This window comes from Streptomyces sp. AcH 505 (assembly GCF_000818175.1).
In the GTDB taxonomy this organism is placed as follows: domain Bacteria; phylum Actinomycetota; class Actinomycetes; order Streptomycetales; family Streptomycetaceae; genus Streptomyces.
The window spans coordinates 1034-4050 of sequence record NZ_JTIY01000003.1; the positions used below are offsets into that span (position 1 = coordinate 1034).

A 3017-nucleotide genomic window follows, 5' to 3' on the forward strand; every position below is an offset into this window, starting at 1 on the left:
CTTATCTAGGGAACCAAGTTAGCGCGCATGATCTCGTATCGCTCGGGCGGTCTACCCCGGTGCGGCGACCGGTGGTGGCATACTCCCCTAGGGAAGCATAAAGTAGGCCAGACGCACATGAGGCGCACGCAACCGACCTGACTGCTGCGTCCGTCCCCATCGCCAAGATCTGCAACGATTTGGCGACGCGATAGGAGGCGTAGGTGAAACACCCCCCATGAGCAGGGCGGGTGATCGACCGGACTACCGATCCAGTCGATCACCCTTCAGCCGCTGACCTGCGAAGACAAGCGGCCTAGCAGAGTGCCCCATCGAGATAGGACCTGCCTATGTGGAGTCTAAGGGCTTTCCTGGAACTCCGTAAAAGTACCTGCGAGGTGTACCTCGCATGGTGAACGACCCCAACGCCGGCGACCCTCTGTTCGTCACGTTCGAGAGCGGAGCCCAACTGCTCGTCGAACGCGGCCTGGACTCCAACGCCAACGGCGACTCCGTCAGGTACATCGCACGAACCCGGAGCGACTGGCCGTTCGGCGACCCCGGCAGCGACAAACCGCACACCTACATCAAGGTCGCCAACGCGCGGACCATGGAGACCGGTGTCTTCCTCGACTACTTCCGGAAGCATCCGCCCCAGCCAGGGGTCCGAGGGCCGGACAAGAAGCCTCGTCAGGCGCGCCGCCAGTGAGGTGCTTACCCGGGGCAATACCCGGCCGAATCCCCGTTAGCGTCGTACCCAGAACGCGCGAATGGCCGGCGAGTTCGCAGCTCACTCCGGCCACTCAAGCACTACAGCGGGTTCGTGGCCCGCTGCTTCGAACGAGTCCCACCCTCTGAAAGTAGGCCGTTCCATGAACAGACTAGCGGTAACTTCGGCCGCCGCGAAGTTTCCGAGAGCCACTCGTCGCGGAAGCCGCTTCGACTGGATCAAGTTCGACTTCGAACTGGCCCGCGACGGATCGGTCGACCCCACGGACAAGGCGCTCTATGCGGCCATCGCATCCTTCGTGGATGTCGACTCCCGGGAGTCTCCCGGTACATCCGACATCGACATCGACGAAATCCCTGCCGACGTGCCCACCAGGAAGCGTCTCGCCTCCTGCATCGGTAAGTCCCTGGACACGGTCGACCGGGCAACTAAGCGGCTCGAGGAACGTGGTCTGCTTCGGGTCCACCGGCAGGCCGACCCGAAGAACCCTCGGACCATGCTCCCGAGCGAGTACGAACTGCTGGATCACGAACTGTGGGATCAGAAGGCGGCTGTCAGGGCTGCACGCAGGGCGGCTCGCTCGGGCCTGCCGGTATCTGACGCCCCAGATCAGGGGGGTAGCCGCACCGGTGCGGCTACCCCTGGGGGCATGGGTGCGGCTACCCCTGGCCGCACGGGTGCGGCGGTAAAAGACAAGAGAGAAGTAGAAGAAGAGAAGGGAGGAGAGGATGCGGTTTCACCGCGTAGCGGTGTGGACGGCCGTAGGCCCTCTGACCGTAGTAACGCGCATGAGGTTGAAGGCGGCGTTGCCGCGTCCAGCAAAACCAGCCCGCCCGATCACCTCGAAGACGACACCAGCCGGCCGGTAGGCGGCACCAAGAGCGGCAGCAAGAAGGCCAAGCACACCCGGCAGCAGCTCGAGCTGGTTGCCGCTGTGCGCGCCTACTACCCCGCCGATTTCCTCGAGGGCCTGCCGAACATCCCCGCCTTGTCGGATGCTGTCTTGTCCGCACTGTCCGCTGACGGTGCGGACAGTGCGGACGCCCGCACGGTGGAGCAGCTGGGTGCACGGATCCAGTACCGGTGGGATCACCACGGGTACGCGTCGAAGTTCTACGCCGGGGAGATCGAGAGCCGGGTGGGTGCTGCGGTCGGGATGGTGCGGCCGCTGCGGCGTGGGGATCGGTTCGCGTGTGCGGATCCTCGGTGCGAGAACGGCTTCAGCCTGGATTCTGGGGTGGAGTGCCGTGCCTGCGTGGAGCGGATCGCGGATCGGCGGGCGGAACGGCGCCAGGAGAAGGCCCAGGAGGCTGCTGACGGGTCGTCGGGCGGTTCTCCGGCCATGCCCGCACCCCGTTCCGCTGCGCCCGCTGTACGGGCCCTGGGCGAGTGCGCAAACCCGGACTGCCGGGCGTCGATCTCCACCGCCAGCGGAGATGACTTGTGCCTCGACTGCCGGGCGGACGCCGACGAGACGGACCGTATCCGGGCGGAACTCGCCGCACAATTCGGAACTGCGGAGCAACGCGAGGCATACGCAGCCAACGCACCGTTCTGATCGTTAGGTAGGCCAACACCTGCCGGCCTACCCGCCCCTTCCAACTTCAGGAGACCCACATGCGCAAAACGTCCAGAGCAATGCCCGTCTGCCTCGTTCACTGCGACACGCTTCTCGACCCCGCTCTCACGCCCACCAGTCGGCTCCTATACGCCGTCCTTCAGGCTTCCGTGGAGACCAGCGACGACGTCGACATGGAGCGGGTGGCCCTCCTTGTGGGTGTCGCTGACGAGGAGTCGCTCAAGCCGTTCATTGCCGAGCTGTCGACGGCGGGCGTGGTGGAGTGCGTCGACCACAAGAATGTCGGCCCGGCGATTAGCGTCCACCAGATGCCCGTAGTTCCGGAACAGCGCACCCACGTGTGTGTGCCGTGCGAGGTCTGCGGGGAGTGCTCGTGCGAGTACATGCGGGGCATCTGTCGTGGCTGTGACGAGATCCGCCGGGCGGAGGCCCAAGGGAAGGCGGACGTCGCCCGCTGGCAGGGGCACCTGGATGCTGGCGCGACGTATGCCATCAGTCAGAATGGGGCCCGCCTGCACCGATGGGATTGTTCGACGCTGACAACGCCAGAGAAGAGCTGGGCGTTCTTCGAGGCCTCGAAGGCTGGGGCGGAGCACGGAGGCGTGAACTGGCAGCGCCTGCCTGCCCTGTTCACCGCAGAGGAGTTGCGGGCGAAGGGCAGCAGGAAGAAGCACTGCGCGGTTTGTGGACCCGATCCGCTGTAGACCCACGCCTACTGTCCCCGAGCTA

3 protein-coding genes are annotated in these 3017 nt (G+C 65.3%); all 3 read left to right on the forward strand.

Annotation, left to right across the window (positions count from 1 at the left end; all coding sequences use genetic code 11):
* Nucleotides 1–388: 388 nt before the first annotated feature.
* The 3 genes from HY68_RS36420 to HY68_RS36430 all read left to right on the forward strand — a co-directional run bounded on the left by HY68_RS36420 (nt 389) and on the right by HY68_RS36430 (nt 2992).
* Nucleotides 389–688, forward strand: coding sequence for a hypothetical protein (locus HY68_RS36420; RefSeq protein ID WP_042001072.1), 300 nt, complete (start codon nt 389–391; stop codon nt 686–688).
* Nucleotides 689–851: 163 nt separating this feature from the next.
* Nucleotides 852–2267, forward strand: a complete 1416-nt coding sequence (locus HY68_RS43150) for a hypothetical protein (RefSeq protein WP_157874545.1) — start codon at nt 852–854, stop codon at nt 2265–2267.
* A 59-nt stretch (nt 2268–2326) separates the two neighbouring features.
* Complete coding sequence (locus HY68_RS36430; protein ID WP_042001078.1) at nt 2327–2992, forward strand: hypothetical protein; 666 nt, start codon at nt 2327–2329, stop codon at nt 2990–2992.
* Nucleotides 2993–3017 lie beyond the last annotated feature (25 nt).

Coding starts and splice junctions, on each gene's coding strand:
- HY68_RS36420 (WP_042001072.1), top strand. CDS start 389: ATGGTGAACGACCCCAACGCCGGCGACCCTCTGTTCGTCACGTTCGAG.
- HY68_RS43150 (WP_157874545.1), top strand. CDS start 852: ATGAACAGACTAGCGGTAACTTCGGCCGCCGCGAAGTTTCCGAGAGCC.
- HY68_RS36430 (WP_042001078.1), top strand. CDS start 2,327: ATGCGCAAAACGTCCAGAGCAATGCCCGTCTGCCTCGTTCACTGCGAC.